Below are 16,980 nucleotides of genomic sequence, written 5' to 3'. Positions count from 1 at the left end.
GGAATGGCGGATCGCAGCTTTCTGGACTGGCCGTTTTTCGAGACCCGGCACCGCGAGCTTTCGGCGGCGTTGGAGGAATGGTGCGCGGGTCATCTTCCGGTCGATCACGGCGACGTGGACGCGGCCTGCCGGGGACTGGTGGCGGCACTGGGAGCGGCGGGTTTCCTGCGCCATTCCGGCGCGGCCGAGGGCGAGCGTCTGGACGTCCGCAGCCTGTGCCTGATCCGCGAAACCCTGGCGCGGCATGACGCCCTGGCCGATTTCGCCTTTGCCATGCAGGGTCTGGGAATGGGCGCCGTGTCGCTGTTCGGCACCCCAGATCAGCGCGAATGGCTGGAAAAGACCCGCGCGGGCCGCGCGATTTCAGCCTTTGCCCTGACCGAACCGGATTCGGGGTCGGATGTCGCCAATACCGCGACGACGGCCGAACGGGTGGATGGCGGATGGCGGCTGACGGGCGAAAAGACCTATATCTCGAACGGAGGTATCGCCGATCTTTACGTCATCTTCGCCCGCACGGGCGAGGCGCCGGGCGCGCGCGGGCTGTCGGCCTTCCTGATGCCTGCGGACAGTCCCGGCCTGTCCGTCGCCGAGCGGATCGAGGTGATCGCGCCCCATCCGCTGGCGCGGCTTAAGCTGGACGGCGTGTTCCTGCCCGACAGCGCCCTGATCGGCAGGGCGGGCGAGGGGTTCAAGCTGGCCATGTCGGTGCTGGACGTGTTCCGCCCGACCGTCGGCGCGGCGGCGCTTGGCATGGCGCGGCGCGCCCTGGACGAGGCCCTGGCGCGCGTGAAAAGCCGCCGGATCCAGGGCCAGCCCCTTGCCGGTCTGCAGATGGTCCAGGGCCATGTTGCCGACATGGCGCTGAAGATCGATGCGGCGGCGCTTCTGGTCTATCGCGCCGCCTGGGCCAAGGACATGGGGGCGCCGCGCATCACCCGCGAGGCGGCGATGGCCAAGCTTTACGCCACCGAAGCCGCCCAGCAGGTGATCGATGCGGCCCTGCAGCTGCATGGCGGCGACGGCGTGCGCAAGGGATGCCCGGTGGAAAGCCTTTACCGCGACATCCGCGCCCTGCGCATCTATGAAGGGGCCAGCGACGTTCAGCGCGTGGTCATCGCCCGGAGCGTGCTGGAATGAGCTATCGCCGCCGCATCCCGGTCGAATTCAACCATTGTGACCCGGCGGGGATCGTCTTCTATCCCCGCTATTTCGAGATGCTGAATTCCACGATCGAGAATTTCTTCGCCGACGTGCTGGCCTATCCCTTCGCCCGCATCCATGTCGAGGAACATTGCGCCGTTCCCACCGCCCATATCGACGCGACCTTCCACGCCCCGTCGCGGCTGGGGGAAATGCTGGATTTTGTGCTGGAGATCGAGGACGTGGGACGGTCCAGCCTCCGCCTGGTTCAGCGCGTCAGCGCGGGCGGGCAGGACAGGCTGCGATGCACATCCACCCTGGTCTGGGTGGGCCGCGACGGCCGCGCGGCGCCCTGGCCCGACGCGATCCGCATGAAAATGAACCACTTCAAGGAGACGAGCGATGCTGCATGAGGTCTTGCATCCGAAGTCATGGAAAGCCACGCCGGGCTATTCCAACGGGATCGCCGCGACCGGGCGGATGGTGTTCACCGGCGGGGTCATCGGCTGGAACGACCAGCAGGAATTCGAGACCGACGATTTTGGCGAACAGGTCCGCATCGCCTTGCAATCCATCGTCGCCATCCTGGCCGAGGCCGGGGCGCGTCCCGAACATCTGGTGCGCCTGACCTGGTACGTCACCGACAAGCAGGAATACCTGTCCGCGCTGAAGCAGATCGGGCAGGCCTACAAGGACGTGATCGGCCGCCATTATCCGGCCATGGCCCTGGTGCAGGTGGTGGCCCTGGTCGAGGACCGCGCCAAGGTCGAGATCGAGGCAACCGCCGTGATTCCCGCCTGACAGGACAGACGAACCGCGGGTCAGCGCACGCCAAGATGCCGCCCCGCCCAACTGGGAGACTGCAGATGACCGGCAACCCGCCGCTTGGACCTTCGGCGCATGAAGACACGTTCACGCGCGACAACCTGCCCCCGCCCGAGGCCTGTCCGGACCTGAAGCTGGAAGGGTTCGAATACCCGGAATACCTGAATGCGGCGGTCGAACTGACGGACCGCATGGTCGAAAAGGGGTTCGGGGACCGCACCGCCCTGATCGGAAACGGCCGCCGCCGCACCTACAAGGAACTGAGCGACTGGACCAATCGCCTCGCCCATGTCCTGGTCGAGGATTATGGCGTCAGGCCCGGCAACCGGGTGCTGATCCGGTCGGCCAACAATCCGGCGATGGTGGCCTGCTGGCTGGCGGCGACCAAGGCGGGCGCCGTGGTGGTCAATACCATGCCGATGCTGCGCGCGGGCGAATTGACCAAGTTCGTGGACAAGGCCCAGGTCAGCCATGCGCTGTGCGACACGCGGCTGATGGAGGATCTGGTGGCCTGTCAGAAGGACAGCGCCTTCCTGAAGACCGTGATCGGTTTCGACGGAACGGCCAATCATGACGCCGAACTTGACCGTGCCGCGCTGACGAAGTCCGTGCGTTTCGATGCCGTGCGGACCGGGCGCGACGACGTGGCGCTGCTTGGCTTTACCTCGGGCTCGACCGGAGAGGCCAAGGCCACGATGCATTTCCACCGCGACCTGCTGATCATCGCCGACAGCTATGCGAAGGAGGTCCTGGACGTCACCCCCGACGACGTGTTCATCGGCAGTCCGCCCCTGGCCTTTACCTTCGGCCTAGGCGGGCTTGCGGTCTTTCCGCTGCGGTTCGGGGCGTCGGCCGTGCTTCTGGAACAGGCAAGCCCCCCGAACATGATCGAGATGATCCAGGAACACAGGGCCACCGTCTGCTTCACGGCGCCGACCGCCTATCGGGTGATGTTGCGGGCGATGGATCAGGGGGCCGACCTGTCCAGCCTGCGCGCGGCGGTCAGCGCCGGCGAGACCCTGCCCGCGCCGATCTATGAGGAATGGCGGGAAAAGACCGGCAAGCCGATGCTGGACGGGATCGGCGCGACCGAGATGCTGCATATCTTCATCACCAACCGCTTCGACGACCACCAGCCGGGCTGCACGGGCAAGCCGGTTGCCGGCTATGAGGCGAAGATCGTCGGCGACGACATGCAGGAGGTTCCGCGCGGAGAGGTGGGGCGACTGGCGGTGCGCGGACCGACCGGCTGCCGCTATCTGGCGGATCCCGGAAAGCAGAGCGCCTATGTCCGGGATGGCTGGAACCTGACCGGCGACGCGTTCCGCCAGGACCAGGACGGGTATTTCCATTTCGCCGCCCGCACCGACGACATCATCCTGTCGGCGGGCTATAACATCGCCGGACCCGAGGTCGAGGCCGCGCTGCTGTCCCACCCCGCCGTGCAGGAATGCGCCGTCATCGGGGCGCCGGACGAGGAAAGGGGCCAGATCGTTCAGGCGCATGTGGTCCTGGCCGCCGGGCAGACCGGCGACATGCGGATGGTCAAGCTTCTTCAGGACCATGTGAAGACGGTCATCGCCCCCTTCAAGTATCCCCGCAGCGTGATCTTTACCGAAGCCCTGCCCAAGACCGCGACCGGCAAGATCCAGAGGTTCCAGCTGCGAGCCGTGGGGACCAAGGCAAACTGATGCGCGACTGGAACGACAAATTCGCCAATTCCGCCGATATTCCCGGTTCGGAAAATCTTCACGGCCTCTGGGCGGCGCAGGCGGTCGCCTTTCGGCGGAAGGCCGCGGTTGAGGAGGATATTCCCTATGGACCCTTGCCCCGCCAGAAGCTGGATCTGGTCCGGCCCAAAGGCCCCGGCAAGGGCCTAGTGATTTTAGTCCATGGCGGCTTCTGGATCAGATGCGCAAAATTCGACTGGCCCGACCTGGCCCAAGGCGCCCGCGCGAATGGCTGACCGTCGCCGTGCCCGGATACACGCTTGCGCCCTAGGCACGAATTTCCGAGATCACCCGGGAGATCGGCACCGCCATCGGCAAGGCGGCCGCGCTTGTCGAGCGTCCGATCCGGCTGACCTGTTGATCTGGGACAGACAGGCCCGCACGAAGCTGGTCGAGGAACCCGGCCAAGATCACTTCTCGATCCTGGAGGGGTTGAAAAAGCCCGACTCCGCGATCGTAATCGAACTGCTGGCGGATTGAGCCTGTCGGCCATCTTTCATCGACTCCAGGGACGTCCCATGATCCTTGCTGCTCTTGGCCGCCACGACCTTCATGCCTCTTGTCCCGTGCCCTCGCCAAAGGGCGCGTCCGGCAATCCCCAAGGCCTGCCCTGTGTCTGCCGGCCGCAGGGTTGGATCACGATCTGGAAGCGGATCGGGCAGGTCCTGGTCCTGGACCCACAGGGTCTTCTTTCCGCCTGACTGTTCGTTTCAGCAACAAGGAAAGCCAGAATGACCTATGATCCTTCCAAAGACGGCGCCGAGACCGATTTCCGTCAGCGCATGTCCTATGGCGACTATCTGCAGATCGACCATATCCTGTCGGCGCAAAAGCCGCTGTCCAAGGCCCATGACGAGATGCTGTTCATCATCCAGCACCAGACCTCGGAATTGTGGATGAAGCTTGCGCTCTACGAGGTCGAGGCCGCGCGGCGCATGATCGCGTCGGACAACACCGCCGAGGCGCTGAAGATGCTGGCGCGCGTGGCGCGCATCTTCGAACAGCTCAATTCCGCTTGGGACGTGCTGCGGACCATGACGCCTTCGGAGTACACGCGGTTCCGCGACGACCTGGGCCAATCCTCGGGCTTCCAGTCCTGGCAGTACCGGCTGATCGAATATGCGGTCGGCAACCGCAACCTTGCGATGCTGAAGCCGCACGAGCATCGCCCCGACCTGCTGGAGAAGCTGGAGGCCGAACTGGCCCGGCCCTCGCTTTACGACGAGGTGCTGCGGCGGCTGGCGCGGCTGGGCCTGCCGGTCCCGGCCGCCGTGCTGGAACGCGACCTGCGCCAGGGCTGGACCATGAACGAGGACGTCATGGCGGTCTGGGCCACCGTCTATCGCGATCCCTCGCGCTACTGGGAAGCCTATGAGATGGCCGAGAAGCTGGTCGATTTCGAGGACTACTTCCGCCGCTGGCGCTTCAACCATGTCACCACGGTCGAACGGGTGATCGGCTTCAAGCGCGGAACCGGCGGCACGGCGGGGATCGATTATCTCAACCGGATGCTCGAGGTGGAGCTGTTCCCCGAACTGTGGCGCGTGCGCACCGAACTCTAGGCCCTGTGATCCTGGCGGAATGGCGAGGACCTTCGAAGCGCCGTGGCTATGTCTTGTTCCTGGGGGCAGGCCATTGGTCTTGCGTCATCGAAGTATTTCATAGCCAAAGCAAATTCCACATCCAGGGCAAGATCATCACCGGACCTGGCAAGGCGGTTGATCGTTCCGACGCTGATCTTCAGGATGGTGCCACGCCCTTTGACAGGGCAGCAGCACGCCATGATCATTATGGATGTAAAATTTTATCATGGTTATATGGTAGCTTCTGCAGAAGGCTGATGGACAGGGCGCGGATCACCGAATGTCTCTGCAATCCGGCATGGGCGCACAGATCGAAAGGCAAGCAGATGGACTCGAAGGAAATGGCTGCCCCTCTCCATGCGCAAGGTGATGCCGTGCGTCAGCGCCTGCGGCTTTGGCTGCAGATGCTGAAGGCTGTGCGCTATGTCGAAAGCGACCTGCGCGAACGGCTGCGCCAAGGATATGACATGACCCTGCCGCGCTTCGACGTGCTGGCGGCACTTCTGGTGGCGCCGGACGGGTTGCGCATGACGGAACTGTCGCAGCAACTGATGGTGTCGAACGGCAATGTGACCGGGATCGTGGACCGTCTGGTCGCCGATGGAATGGCCGAGCGCGAGACGATGGAAACCGACCGTCGGGCCTTTCGGATCCGCATCACCGAAACCGGCGCTCAGCTGATGCGCGAGGTCACGGCGCGGCACCGGGACTGGATCAACGAGCTTTTCGACGAGGTGACCGAGGCGGACGCCGCACGCGGCATCTCGATCATGCTGGACATCCGGCACAAGGCCCATCGGTAAGGGGACCAAGGCCCCGCGCCATCACGCCGGCCATGGAGCCGAGCAGGGGCGGGAACCGCGGCGCAGGCGCGCCGCGGCACAGCATTACATTCGACAGGACGATGCGAAGTTGTCCTGGTAATCCTCGAAGATCGGCTGGACGATTGAGGTGGCGAAGTGGCCGTCTTCGCGCTGGACCACCTTGGTCAGGTAGAAGTCCTGGATCGGGAAATGGTTGTCGCCGAAGCGGAAATCTCCCCGCAACGACGTGAAGTCCGCCTGCTTCATCGCCGCGCGCAGCGCCTCGCGGTCATCCAGCTTGCCTCCGGTGATGCGCAGGGCGCTGTCGATCAACATCGCCGCGTCATAGGCCTGCATCGCGAATGTGGCGGGAACGCGGTCATACTTGGCGATGAAGGCTTCGGTGAACGCGGCTGTCTCGGGCGTGTCCAGATCCGGCGCCCAGTTGGACCCTGCAAGGAAGTCCAGCGCGTCGGCGCCTTGGGCGGGCAGCGTGGATTCGTCCACCGTGAAGGCCGAAAGGAAGGGGATCGTCTCAAGCCCGGCCTGGCGGTATTGCTTGACGAAGTTCACCCCCATGCCGCCCGGCATGAAGGCATAAACCGCATCCGGCTGGAAGGCCGCGATCTGGGCCAGCTCGGCCGAAAAGTCCAGTTGTCCCAGCGGCACGAACATTTCCGAGGCGACATTGCCGGAATAGCTGTGCTTGAACCCGGTCATCGCGTCCTTGCCGGCCTGATAGTTGGGCGTGATCAGCACGACATTGCCATAACCCTGATCCTGCGCGTATTTTCCCGAAACCTCGTGGATCTGGTCGTTCTGATACGAGGTCACGAACAGGTCGGGATTGCATTCCGCCCCCGCAAGGTTCGAGGTTCCGGCATTGGTGGACACCAGGATCGCGCCGCCCTGCGTCACCGGCTGCAGGATCGCATACAGCACGTTGGAAAAGATCGGCCCGACGACGAAGTCCACCTCGTCGCGTTCCACCATCTCGCGCGCGCGCGTGACGGCCACGTCGGGCTTCTGCTCATCGTCGATGACGATGATCTCGGCCTCCAGGCCGCCGAAGCTGTTGCCCAGCTTTTCGGCGGCCATCAGGAAACCGTCGCGCGACTGTTCCCCAAGGATCGCCGAGGGACCGGACAGCGTGTAAAGCAGCCCGATGCGGACCTTGCCGTCGGTGCTTGCGGCGTGTAGCGGCAGGGCGGTGGCCAGGGCCAGAGCCGCGCCGAGCGCAATGTTCTTTTTCATTGTTGTCTTCCCTGTTGGTCTTGCTGGTTATGCGGAGGGAGGCGGCAGGAAATCGACCTGGTGCTGCGCGGCAAGGCGGACGATCTCGGCGGGGTCGGGGACGTTGTCGATGGCCACGAACAGGTCCCACAGGTTCGCAGTGGGCGAGACCCAGAACAGGCAGGTCGCGTCCTTGCCCGACCGGTTGAAGATCCCGTGCGGCACATCCTGGGGCATCCGCACCAGATCGCCCGGTCCGGCCTTGACCGGGGCGCCGCCGTCCAGTTCCAGTTCCAGTTCGCCGGTCAGAACATAGATGAATTCGTCCTGTGTCGTGTGGATGTGATGGGGCACGAAGGTGCCGTGCGGAAAGGTCGCGTGCCAGGACATCGAGCTTTCGCTGCGGTGCTTGGGCACATAGGTCTGGCCCAGGATGTGCCAGGTCACGTCGTCCACGGATGCCTCGCGCGTGGTCACGCCCGCTGTCATCAGTTCCATATCGTTTCTCCTTCTTGGGTATGGTTCAGGCCCGGCGCAGGCGCGTCTGGTCCTGCGAAAATCCGGCGGTCGCTGCATAGCCGCGCACGATCATGTGGCGTTCTGCGGGCGTGATGACGGCGTCAAGGTCGGCAAAGCCGTCAGGCGCGCGCCGCTCGACCTCGTCGATCACCCCTTCGGGGCCGCCCTTGCGGTTCAGCGCGACGACCTGGGCCGTGGCGGGAAGACGGCTTGCCTCGTAGGCTGCAAGGGCCGAAGGGACATCGCCACCCTGCACCAGCAGGTCGGCCAGTGCGCGGGCATCCAGGATCGCCTGGCTTGCCCCGTTCGAGCCCACCGGATACATCGGATGCGCCGCATCCCCCAGCAGGGTCACGCGCCCATCGGTCCAGAAGGGCAGGGGGTCGCGGTCGCACATCGGATATTCGAAGAATTCGGGCGTCGCCGTCACCAGGGCCTCAAGGTCGATCACGTCGGTATCGAAGGCGCGCACATGGGGCAGCAGTTCTTCCAAGGTGCCCCGGCGGTTCCAGTCCTCGCGCGCCGGGGGGCGGGCGCCGTCCTGCGCCGCACGATAGCAGATGACCCAGTTCATCAGGACCGTGCCCGGCATGCTGCCTGCCGCGATCGGATAAAGGACCAGTTTGTAGACGAACCCCCCCGCCACGATCATCGTGCGACCGTCCGCGAAGGCGGGCCATTCGGTGGCGCCGCGCCACATCATGACGCCGTTCCATTTCAGGCCGGATTCGGACGGATGGATCTGGGCGCGGATCCGCGAATGAACCCCGTCGGCACCGATCAGCAGATCGCCCTGGGCCGCGTCGCCATCTTCGAAAGCAAGCGTGACGCGGTCGCTGTCCTGCGAAAATCCCGTTGCCCGCCTGCCCGTCAGGATCGCCTGCGGACCAAGCCGATCCAGAACCGCATCGTGCAGCATCGCCTGCAAGCGGCCCCGGTGGATCGAGAACTGGGGCACATCATGGCCCGCATCGACACCGCGCGGCTCGCGCCAGATTTCCTGGCCCCGGCGGTTCATGTAGAACAGGTCGCTGGTGCGGATGGCGATGCGGTCCAGGGTCGGCAACAGGCCAAGCTCGGCCAGTTCGCGGATGGCATGGGGAAGGACATTGATCCCGACGCCCAGTTCCCTGATCGCGGGTGCCGCCTCGTAAAGCTGGCAGTCGATGCCCCGTGCGTGCAGCATCAGCGCCGTGGTCAGGCCGCCGATCCCGGCGCCCGCAATCATTGCCTTCATGTGGCACCCTCCTGTTGCAGTGCCGGCTTTGTCCCGGCTTGCCGCCAGTGAAAGGGCCTTGGCGATGCCGCGCTATCACCACAGCGCCAGAACATCGGCGTGGCGCCAAAGATGAAAATTTTGGCACGCCCCGATAAGTTTTAGAACTAAAGTATCCGGGGGCCGCCGACGTGCTTGCATTGTTGCGCCTGTGCAGGTCGAATGAGGCGCAGCCTGGTCAGGGGAGGGATCATGCAGCAACGGCAGTTCTGGCGTCGGTCCGATTCGCTGGATGAATTCGAGGCCGCGATGTCCGGCCTGCTGCGACCCTGCCGCGTCCAAGGCCGGGCCCGCACCCGCTACAGGACCGAGATCCTGCATGGCAAGCTGGACTGCGTCGGCCTGACCTCGGTTTCGTTGGGCGGTCCCGCGCAGGTTCGCGTCTCGGGGGAAAAGGGAATTTCCCTGCTGCAGATCCCCTTGCGCGGCGGCTTTGCAGCCACTGACGGACGGGGCGCGACGCATCATTTCGTCCGGGGCGATGCGGCACATGTCGTGGCGCCGGATTCGTCGGTCCTGCTGGATTTCCAACCCGGCACACGCATGTTGATCGTCGATCTGAGGCAGCAGCAACTGGAAGCCATGGGTGGGGCTGCGCTTTTCACGCGCATCGCCCGGGATCGTCCTTCTGTGGCCCTGTCCTCTGTAACGGCTGCGCGGATGCTGCGCCTGCTGGACTATCTGCTGGCCGAGATCGAGATGCAGCAGACGGAAGGGCAGGCTGGTCAACGCGCCGAGGCCGCGATGGAGCAGGCGCTGATCACCGTGATCGGCACCGCCCTGGACGCGGAATGTGCCGGTTTGTCCCTGCCGGGCGCCGATCCCTGTCCCGACATCCTTCGCAGGGCCGAACGCTTCATGGCAGCCCATCTGGACATGGACCTGACCCCCGCGCTTATCGCCGAGGCCGCGGGAACCAGCACCCGCAGCCTTTATCGCGCCTTTCGCAGCCATCGCGCGACGACGCCGCTGCTGGCCCTCAAGGCGCTGCGCCTTGATCGCGCCCGCGCCGAGATCGAGGCCGGACGGATCGGCGGCGACGGCCTGACGGGCTTGGCGATGCGGTGCGGCTTTGGCCACATGGGCCAGTTCTCATCGGATTATCGCCAGCGGTTCGGCATATTGCCGTCCCAAGCCGCGAAGGCGCATGGCCGTCGCTGTTTGCTTCAAGAGTAAAACAGAAAGACCCGCGCCGTTTTCATGTTAAGTCCTTGCAAGACCCAGTCTTCGACAACGCCGCGCCGAACGCCTTCAGGTTCATCAATCTCCATCCGGCGAGATATTTTTCTTGCATTTTGGAAACTTCATGTATGAAATTGTTTCAAGCAATAAACGATAAAGCACCCAACAGGAGCTTGCCTGATGCGCCTCATGGCCCTGTCTTCCGCGCTGATGCTGTCCGCTGCATCGGTCGCCCTTGCCGACGAACCGCTGAAGATCGGCGTGCTGGTCACGCTGTCCGGCCCGCCTGCCGTATTGGGCGAACATGCCCGTGACGGCGTGCTGCTTGCCGAAAAGGCACTGGGCGGCAAGGTCGGCGGGCGCGAGGCCGAGATCATCGTCATCGACGACGAGGGCAAGCCCGACGTGGCCGCCCAGAAGGCCCGGGAACTGGTGGAAGGCCAGGGCGCGGATTTCGTGATCGGGCCGATCTTCTCGAACATCATGACCGCCATCGCGGCACCGGTGACCCAGGCCGGCGGCATCCTGGTGTCGCCGAATGCAGGGCCGTCGAACTTCGCCGGCAAGGACTGCAATCCCGACATCTTCGTCGTGTCCTATCAGAACGACCAGATGCCGCAGGTCCTGGCCGAGCACATGAACCAGCAGGGCATCGCGAATGTCTATCTGCTGGCGCCCAACTATCAGGCAGGGCAGGACAGCCTGAACGGCTTCAAGGCGCTCTACAAGGGCGAGGTCGCGGGCGAACTGTTCGTGCCGCTGGGACAGCTGGACTTCTCGGCCGAACTGGCCCAGATCGCCGCCGCCCAGCCTGCCGCCGTTTACGCCTTCATGCCGGGCGGGATGGGCGTGAACCTGGTCAAGCAATGGGGCCAGGCGGGCCTGTCCTCGATCCCGCTGATGTCGGCCTTCACCGTGGATGAAACCACCTTGCCCGCCGAACAGGACGCGGCACTGGACATGCTGACCGGGTCGAACTGGGCGCCGGACCTGGACACGCCCGGCAATGCCGAGTTCGTGGCAGGCTTCAAGGACGCCTATGGCCGCGTTCCCTCGCTTTATGCGATGGCGGCCTATGACTCGCTGATGCTGATCGACAGCGCGGTGGAAGCTGCCGGGACCGAAGACCGCGAGGCGCTGCGCGCCGCGCTGAAGGCCGCCGATTTCCCCAGCCTGCGCGGCGAGTTCGCCTTTGCGGCCAACAACTTCCCGATCCAGGACTTCTACCTGACCAAGGCCATCAAGGATGACGAGGGCAACTATCGCACCTCGGTGGTCGAGAAGGTCTTCACCGCAGCGTCCGACAGCTATGTCGATGAGTGTCCGATGAAATAATGCCCCCTGCGGGCGGCGGAACCGACGGACCGGCCCTTTTGCGGGGCCGGACGGACCCTGCGTGCGAACCAAGGACGACAGATGTTCAATCTCTTCCTTCTGCAGCTTCTGAACGGCGCCCAGTTCGGGATCCTGCTGTTTCTCGTGGCTGCCGGCCTGACGCTGGTCTTCGGCATCATGGACTTCATCAACCTGGCGCATGGCGTGCTGTACATGGTGGGCGGCTATGTCATGGCCATGATGATGGGCACGACCGGCAATTTCTGGCTGTCGCTGGCGATGGTGCTGCCGCTGACGCTGGCGGTCGGGCTGGTGCTGGAACTGCTGGTCTTCCGAAGGCTTTATGACCGATCGCACCTGGACCAGGTTCTGGCGACCTTCGGCCTTGTGCTGGTCCTGTCCGAACTGGTCCGCATCCTGTGGGGCTCGGCTCCGCTGTCGGTCGCCATGCCCGAGATGCTGTCGGGTTCGATCCCGCTGGCGGGTCCGATGCGTTATCCCGTCTATCGGCTGGCCGTGATCGGCCTGGGCCTCGCGGTCGCCCTGGGTCTCTGGTTCGTGATCGCCCGCACCCGTGTCGGCATGCTGTTGCGGGCGGGGGCGGCGAACCGGTCGATGGTTTCCGCGCTTGGGACCGACATCAACCGCTTGTTCATGCTGGTCTTTGCGGTCGGGGCCATGCTGGCGGGTTTTGCGGGGGCCATCGTGTCGCCGATCCTGTCGGTCGATCCCGGCATGGGGGACAGCATCCTGATCCTGACCTTCGTGGTGATCGTGATCGGCGGCGTGGGCTCGGTCAAGGGCGCCTTCTGCGCGGCGCTTCTGGTCGGCATCGTCGATACGCTGGGCAGGATGTTCGGGCCCATCATCCTCAAGTCCATGATGGACCCGGCCGCAGCCGCGCAGGCGGGCCGAACCATTGCGCCGATGCTGGTCTATATCCTGATGGCGGCGGTGCTGTTCTGGCGTCCCGCCGGTCTGTTCGGGCGGACCGTGGCGCGATGACCGACAAGACCCAGACCCTTGCGCCCACGCGCCCCAGACTTGCCGGACGGCTGAAGCTGGCGCTGTGCATCTTTGCCGTCATGGCCGTCGTTCCGCCGGTCGCCCACTTCTTGGGCGAACCCTTCCTGATCGTTGTCGCGACCCGCATGATGGTCTTCGCCATCGCCGCGCTGTCGCTGGATCTGATCCTCGGCTATGGGGCCATGGTGTCTTTCGGTCATGCCGCCTATCTGGGCTTCGGCGCCTATGCCGTGGCGATCCTGTCGCGGGCAGGCGTGAACGACCTGGTCCTGCAACTGCTGGCCGGGGTCGCCGCATCGGCAATCTTCGCCACCGTCACGGGCGCGATCAGCCTGCGGACGCGCGGCGTCTACTTCATCATGATAACGCTGGCCTTCGGGCAGATGGCGTTCTTCTTCTTCGTGTCCTTCTCGGCCCTGGGCGGCGACGACGGGGTGGCGCTGACCGCCCGCTCGACGATCCTGGGAATGCCCTTGCTGCAAGGGGCGCAGGGGATGTTCTACACCACGCTGGTGCTGCTGGTCCTGGTCTTTGCCGGGCTTTACCGGCTGACCCTGTCGCGCTTTGGCCGCGTGCTGACCGGCACCCGCGAAAGCGCGCTGCGGATGCAGGCCATCGGCTTCCGGCCCTTCCCTTATCAGTTGACCGCCTATGTCATCGCGGGCTGCATCTGTTCCGTCGCCGGCGTGTTGCTGGCCAACCAGGCGATCTATGTCTCGCCCGCCTACATGAGCTGGCATCGCTCGGGCGAGATGATCGTGATGCTGGTCCTGGGCGGCGTCGGCAGCCTGACCGGCGCAATGGGCGGCGCGCTTCTTACCATCGCGCTGGAGGAAGGGCTTGCGCGCTTTTCCGAACACTGGCGCTTGGGCTTCGGCCTGATCCTTGTGGCGGTGGCGCTGTTCTCGCCCGGAGGGCTGTCGGGCCTGCTGCGCCGTCTCAACCTGACAAGGGACGCGAAATGACCGAACCGCTGCTGAGCGTGCAGAACCTGAGCAAGTCCTATGGCGCGCTGAAGGTCACGCAGGACGTTTCGCTGGATGTTCACGAAGGCCAGCTTCACGCCATCATCGGACCCAACGGCGCGGGAAAGACCACGCTGATCTCGCAACTGTCGGGGCAGCTTCGGCCCGACAGCGGGCGGGTGGTCTATGCGGGGCAGGACATCACCCGGCTGGACATGGCCGGCCGCGTGCGCCGGGGGCTGGCGCGGTCGTTCCAGCTGACCACGCTGCTGCCCAGCTTCAGCGTGCTGGAAAACGTGGCGCTTGCCGTCCAGGCGCGCGAGGGGTCGTCGTTCCGTTTCCTTCGCCCCGCCGCGTCCGAACGGGCGCTGAACGACCAGGCCATGGCCTGTCTGGCCGATGTCGGACTTGCGGACCGCAGTCGCAGGCTGGCCGGATCGCTGAGCCATGGCGAGAAGCGCCAGTTGGAACTGGCCGTGGCGCTTGCCACGCGGCCCCGGCTGCTGCTTCTGGACGAGCCGCTGGCCGGCACGGGGCACGAGGAAGCCGCCCATCTTGTGGACATGTTCGGTCGCCTGAAGAACCGTGTGACGATGGTCCTGATCGAACATGACATGGATGCGGTCTTTGCCTTGGCGGACATGGTCTCGGTGCTGGTCTATGGCCAGATCGTAGCCAGCGGCACCCCGTCCGACGTGCGCGCGGATGCCAAGGTCCGCGCAGCCTATCTGGGAGAGGAGGCGGCCTGATGCTGACGGTTGAAGGGTTGCAGGCGTCCTATGGCGACAGCCGGGTGCTGTTCGGGATCGACCTCTCGGTCGCGCGCGGCGAGGTGGTGACGCTTTTGGGCCGCAACGGCATGGGCAAGACGACCACGGTGCGGTCGATCTTCGGGCTTCTGCGTCCGCGCGGCGGGCGCGTCAGCATCGACGGGCGCGACCTGACGGCGGCGGCCCCCCATCTGGTTGCCCGCGCGGGCCTGGGCCTCGTGCCCGAAGGCCGCCAGGTCTTCGCACCCCTCACGGTCGAGGAAAACCTGATCGCCACCGCCCGCGCGCGTGGCAAGGCCAAATGGACGCTGGACAAGGTTTATGCCCTGTTCCCCCGGCTCAAGGAACGCCGCCGCAACATGGGCGACCAACTGTCGGGCGGCGAACAGCAGATGCTGGCAGTGGGCCGGGCGCTGATGACCAATCCCGCGCTGATCGTCCTGGACGAGGCGACCGAGGGCCTTGCGCCCCTGATCCGCGAGGAGATCTGGTCCTGCCTGCGCCACCTCAAGGCCGAGGGCGAGGCGATCCTGATCATCGACAAGAACGTGGACGCGCTTGCCCGTTTTGCCGACCGCCACGTGGTGATCGAGAAGGGCCGCGTGGTCTGGACAGGCACGACGCCCGAACTGATCGCCACCCCCGACGTGAAGACCCGCTTCCTGCACGTCTGACCCTGCGGCGAATTATGCCGGACGCGCTCGCCCGGATGCGACTTCGGCTGTGAGGAGAGTTTCTCACGCCTTTACCTGTACGCCTGGGAAACAGGATCGCAGGCCAAGGCCGCAAGCAACCACTGGATCACCTTCTACAACCACCAGCGGCCTCACGCCGCCCATAGCGGACAACCGCCCGCCGTGGTCTACTTCAACAATATCGAAACCGATCAGCAGGCCCAGGCAGTAGCTTAAATCAGCCGGAAAGCTGTCCAGGATCGGGGAGTAGCTCAGGAAACTGTGCGAATGACCTTGCTACCCATGATGATTGATGTGTTCGAGCGGGAGAATTCTTGCCTAGCTGTTTCCGTATAGCACTTCCGTTGACCGTAGCTATGTCGTCAAGCTTTGCGGCGACTTCGGGCAAGTACGTGTTTATACGCCAACGATCATCCTTTATGTACCGGGCAAGTTCAGTCGGATTGTGCCTGATTTGGACACACTGCTCAAAGAACGGCGTGCTCACAGGATCAACTTGGTCTAGTGGAGGCCATTCCGCCCTAGGCTGTTGACCTCTTCATGAGCCAGTGTGTTCCATAATCTTGGTTATTGTATCAAATTTTACATTCATGCGGTCAACTTGACTGCCTCACTCGATTTATGGCCTGTTTCGAACAAACGGGTCATACGGCCATTCCTTCGGACCCGCCTTGCGGGCAGCGCGTCTGCCATACCAACCGGCGTCTTACCAAACCCAATCGTTCAATCTGGTTGATCAATCTAAATGCACAGATCGACGATAAGCGCTTTCGCCGAGGACAGTGAGGACAGCAGCGCCTTGACGTAGAGGGAGTAGAAGCATCTGAGCACCACGCTTTGGCCCCCACCCGGCATTTGTCATCAGGACCGTCCTTATATCATCTGATAGATGCGCGACGGGGCGCGCGGGATCATCCTCGACTTATCATGAGCACGGCTCCAGATGAGCAACGGGAGGATCCGATGGCAATCAGGTTTGCAAGTGATCTTGGGGGTACATTGCTGGGGACCAGCAGCGCTGACCTCCTGTGGGGCGGCGACGGGAAAGATCTGATCTATGGCCGCGCCGGCGCTGACAACATCTATGGCGGGTATGGCAACGACACTCTGTTGGGCGAGTCGGGATCCGACTATCTTCGGGGCGCGTCCGGCACAGACTGGCTATTGGGCGGATCGGGGGCCGACGTGCTGGCAGGCGGTTCGGGAACGGACTACTTCGTCTTTCGTGCCGCCGACGGCACTGCCACGGACACGGTGCGGGATTTCCGGGTCGGAGTGGATCAGCTGGCATTGGGCGACGGCCTGAGGGTCAACACGAACATGACCCTGCGCACAGATGTCGATCTGGACGGCAGGACGGACACGATCCTGACCCTGACCAATTCCGCCACCATCGTGTTGCTGGGTGTAGCCGGTGCGCAGGATTGGACAGTGGCCGGGCCCAATGTCATGACCCTGCCGCCGCTCGACCTTTTCGCCTGATCTTGGCCGCGCTTTATCAGCTCCCCCGACCCGGCTCAGCAATTGATCGGGCAGTTGGTCGGTGAGACACTGTTCGTCCAAAGGGGGCGGCCATGGAAGACAAGGTTCGATCCTGGCAACTGGTCGAGCATTTTCTGGATGCCTCGGTTAGCCCTGAACGTGTCGATGAACTGATCGCGGCCTGGGACGCGCAGATGGAGCGTGCCGGCATGAGCCAGCCGCGCCTGGCAGAATTTGCAGGTCCCGCCTTTGCCCATCAGATCGCCGGAGTGCTGCAGATCCTGGAGCAGCTGCAGGCGGCCGAGCTGCGTCGGGCGAACGATCTGCTGTCCTCGATGCTGGGCGCTGCCCTGGTCCTGATGGGGGACGGGACGGTCGTGGCCTCGAATGACGCTGCCGCCGGGCTCTTCGGA

21 protein-coding genes are annotated in these 16,980 nt (G+C 64.3%); 18 read left to right on the top strand and 3 right to left on the bottom strand.

Annotated features, from left to right (window positions below; genetic code table 11):
* Positions 1–3: 3 nt before the first annotated feature.
* The 9 genes from IEX25_RS16360 to IEX25_RS16325 all read left to right on the top strand — a co-directional run bounded on the left by IEX25_RS16360 (position 4) and on the right by IEX25_RS16325 (position 6,084).
* Positions 4–1,140 carry an acyl-CoA dehydrogenase family protein gene (locus IEX25_RS16360; RefSeq protein WP_188716441.1) on the top strand — a complete coding sequence of 379 codons (1,137 nt, stop codon included), beginning with the start codon at positions 4–6 and terminating at the stop codon, positions 1,138–1,140.
* Complete coding sequence (locus IEX25_RS16355; RefSeq protein WP_188716440.1) at positions 1,137–1,556, top strand: acyl-CoA thioesterase; 420 nt, start codon at positions 1,137–1,139, stop codon at positions 1,554–1,556. Before IEX25_RS16360 ends, IEX25_RS16355 begins: the two co-directional genes overlap by 4 nt.
* On the top strand, positions 1,546–1,944 hold the full coding sequence (locus IEX25_RS16350) for a RidA family protein (RefSeq protein WP_103173864.1): 399 nt from the start codon (positions 1,546–1,548) through the stop codon (positions 1,942–1,944). The genes IEX25_RS16355 and IEX25_RS16350 overlap by 11 nt, the downstream gene beginning before the upstream one ends.
* 65 nt (positions 1,945–2,009) lie before the next feature.
* Complete coding sequence (locus IEX25_RS16345; RefSeq protein WP_188716439.1) at positions 2,010–3,659, top strand: AMP-binding protein; 1,650 nt, start codon at positions 2,010–2,012, stop codon at positions 3,657–3,659.
* Complete coding sequence (locus IEX25_RS16340; protein ID WP_188716437.1) at positions 3,659–3,934, top strand: hypothetical protein; 276 nt, start codon at positions 3,659–3,661, stop codon at positions 3,932–3,934. Before IEX25_RS16345 ends, IEX25_RS16340 begins: the two co-directional genes overlap by 1 nt.
* Before the next feature lie 121 nt (positions 3,935–4,055).
* Positions 4,056–4,178 carry a hypothetical protein gene (locus IEX25_RS20350; protein ID WP_268236163.1) on the top strand — a complete coding sequence of 41 codons (123 nt, stop codon included), beginning with the start codon at positions 4,056–4,058 and terminating at the stop codon, positions 4,176–4,178.
* A gap of 38 nt (positions 4,179–4,216) precedes the next feature.
* The gene (locus IEX25_RS16335; protein WP_188716435.1) at positions 4,217–4,399 is read left to right on the top strand and encodes a hypothetical protein; all 183 of its coding nucleotides are present in this window, start codon (positions 4,217–4,219) and stop codon (positions 4,397–4,399) included.
* 30 nt (positions 4,400–4,429) lie between these two features.
* Positions 4,430–5,260 (top strand): tryptophan 2,3-dioxygenase, encoded by an 831-nt coding sequence (gene kynA / locus IEX25_RS16330; RefSeq protein ID WP_188716433.1) that lies wholly within the window; start codon positions 4,430–4,432, stop codon positions 5,258–5,260.
* Between the two features lie 347 nt (positions 5,261–5,607).
* Positions 5,608–6,084, top strand: coding sequence for a MarR family winged helix-turn-helix transcriptional regulator (locus IEX25_RS16325; protein WP_229665344.1), 477 nt, complete (start codon positions 5,608–5,610; stop codon positions 6,082–6,084).
* Positions 6,085–6,168: 84 nt separating this feature from the next.
* Here IEX25_RS16325 and IEX25_RS16320 read toward each other — a convergent pair whose 3' ends face one another.
* From IEX25_RS16320 to IEX25_RS16310, 3 genes are read right to left on the bottom strand one after another with little or no spacing between them, the layout of a single operon-like run.
* Positions 6,169–7,338, bottom strand: coding sequence for an ABC transporter substrate-binding protein (locus IEX25_RS16320; protein ID WP_188716431.1), 1,170 nt, complete (start codon positions 7,336–7,338; stop codon positions 6,169–6,171).
* A gap of 27 nt (positions 7,339–7,365) precedes the next feature.
* Entirely contained in the window at positions 7,366–7,815 is a 450-nt protein-coding gene (locus IEX25_RS16315; RefSeq protein ID WP_103173858.1) for a cupin domain-containing protein, read from the bottom strand.
* A 25-nt stretch (positions 7,816–7,840) separates the two neighbouring features.
* Positions 7,841–9,073, bottom strand: coding sequence for a flavin-dependent oxidoreductase (locus tag IEX25_RS16310; protein ID WP_188716429.1), 1,233 nt, complete (start codon positions 9,071–9,073; stop codon positions 7,841–7,843).
* 231 nt (positions 9,074–9,304) lie between these two features.
* On the opposite strand from IEX25_RS16310, the gene IEX25_RS16305 reads away from it, so the two are divergent.
* The 9 genes from IEX25_RS16305 to IEX25_RS16265 all read left to right on the top strand — a co-directional run.
* Entirely contained in the window at positions 9,305–10,288 is a 984-nt protein-coding gene (locus tag IEX25_RS16305; protein ID WP_188716427.1) for an AraC family transcriptional regulator, read from the top strand.
* A 195-nt stretch (positions 10,289–10,483) separates the two neighbouring features.
* Positions 10,484–11,629 (top strand): ABC transporter substrate-binding protein, encoded by a 1,146-nt coding sequence (locus tag IEX25_RS16300; protein ID WP_229665342.1) that lies wholly within the window; start codon positions 10,484–10,486, stop codon positions 11,627–11,629.
* 81 nt (positions 11,630–11,710) lie between these two features.
* Entirely contained in the window at positions 11,711–12,634 is a 924-nt protein-coding gene (locus IEX25_RS16295) for a branched-chain amino acid ABC transporter permease (protein WP_188716425.1), read from the top strand.
* Positions 12,631–13,620 carry a branched-chain amino acid ABC transporter permease gene (locus IEX25_RS16290; RefSeq protein WP_188716423.1) on the top strand — a complete coding sequence of 330 codons (990 nt, stop codon included), beginning with the start codon at positions 12,631–12,633 and terminating at the stop codon, positions 13,618–13,620. The genes IEX25_RS16295 and IEX25_RS16290 overlap by 4 nt, the downstream gene beginning before the upstream one ends.
* Complete coding sequence (locus IEX25_RS16285; RefSeq protein ID WP_188716421.1) at positions 13,617–14,369, top strand: ABC transporter ATP-binding protein; 753 nt, start codon at positions 13,617–13,619, stop codon at positions 14,367–14,369. The genes IEX25_RS16290 and IEX25_RS16285 overlap by 4 nt, the downstream gene beginning before the upstream one ends.
* Positions 14,369–15,064, top strand: a complete 696-nt coding sequence (locus tag IEX25_RS16280; protein ID WP_188716419.1) for an ABC transporter ATP-binding protein — start codon at positions 14,369–14,371, stop codon at positions 15,062–15,064. The genes IEX25_RS16285 and IEX25_RS16280 overlap by 1 nt, the downstream gene beginning before the upstream one ends.
* 75 nt (positions 15,065–15,139) lie before the next feature.
* The gene (locus tag IEX25_RS20445) at positions 15,140–15,301 is read left to right on the top strand and encodes an integrase core domain-containing protein (protein ID WP_146038675.1); all 162 of its coding nucleotides are present in this window, start codon (positions 15,140–15,142) and stop codon (positions 15,299–15,301) included.
* Positions 15,302–16,084: 783 nt separating this feature from the next.
* A complete protein-coding gene (locus IEX25_RS16270) occupies positions 16,085–16,567 on the top strand; it encodes a M10 family metallopeptidase C-terminal domain-containing protein (RefSeq protein WP_229665341.1) in 483 nt (160 codons plus the stop codon).
* 92 nt (positions 16,568–16,659) lie between these two features.
* Positions 16,660–16,980, top strand: a 321-nt coding sequence (locus IEX25_RS16265) for a hypothetical protein (RefSeq protein ID WP_188716415.1), incomplete at its 3' end; no start/stop codon positions are given.

This window comes from Paracoccus acridae (genome assembly GCF_014642735.1).
GTDB classification, from domain to species: domain Bacteria; phylum Pseudomonadota; class Alphaproteobacteria; order Rhodobacterales; family Rhodobacteraceae; genus Paracoccus; species Paracoccus acridae.
The sequence above is the reverse complement of the archived record's forward strand: the minus strand, read 5'-3'. Positions and strand labels throughout refer to the sequence as shown.